The following is a 610-nucleotide window of genomic DNA, read 5'->3' as shown; positions in this document are numbered from 1 at the left end:
CGCGGATAAAAGGCATCAAGTTCGCAGAGTCTGCTTTTTCAATTCGTTGAACGCGAATTCTACCGAAGCCCTTTGGTTGGAGTATTTCTACGGCAATAACAACCAACGCCTTAGTTGTATTACTCTTACAACTCTTGCCAGATTTATGATTACCACGCTCTGTTAAAGCTAGATAAGTTTCATCAACTTCAACTTCCCCTTTCAGAAATTCACGAGATGGACGTACCATTGCTCGGCGTAATCTGTGCAGCATCGTCCAAGCAGTTTCGTAACTTCCAAGCCCCAAAACTCGCTGCAATCCGAGCGCACTCACCCCGTTCTTTTGGTTGGTGATATACCAAATTGCAGCAAACCAGACTCGTATATCAGTGCGTGTTTTGTCAAAAATTGTTCCAGCCGTAACTGTTGACTGGTGTTTACAGGTGGGGCACACCCATCTACCTCGACTTGATTGAGTAATATTTCCAAAAACACGACATTTTGGGCAAATAAATCCAGTGGGCCACCTCAACCCTGCCAAGTAAGTGCGACAAGCTTCTTCGGAATGAAACCAATCAAGATATTGGCTCCAAGTTATCGGGTAGTCTTTGCCAGCGACAGGCATTTTTTT

Annotated in this window: 1 protein-coding gene; it reads right to left on the bottom strand. The window is 44.6% G+C overall.

Annotated features, from left to right (window positions below):
• On the bottom strand, positions 1-604 hold a 604-nt coding region (locus tag CXF85_RS00060), incomplete at its 3' end, for an IS1595 family transposase (RefSeq protein ID WP_157828988.1).
• Between the last annotated feature and the right edge of the window lie 6 nt (positions 605-610).

The organism is Colwellia sp. 75C3 (assembly GCF_002836255.1).
Lineage (GTDB): Bacteria > Pseudomonadota > Gammaproteobacteria > Enterobacterales > Alteromonadaceae > Colwellia.
Note: the sequence above shows the minus strand (reverse complement) of the source record. Positions and strands in the feature narration are given on the sequence as shown.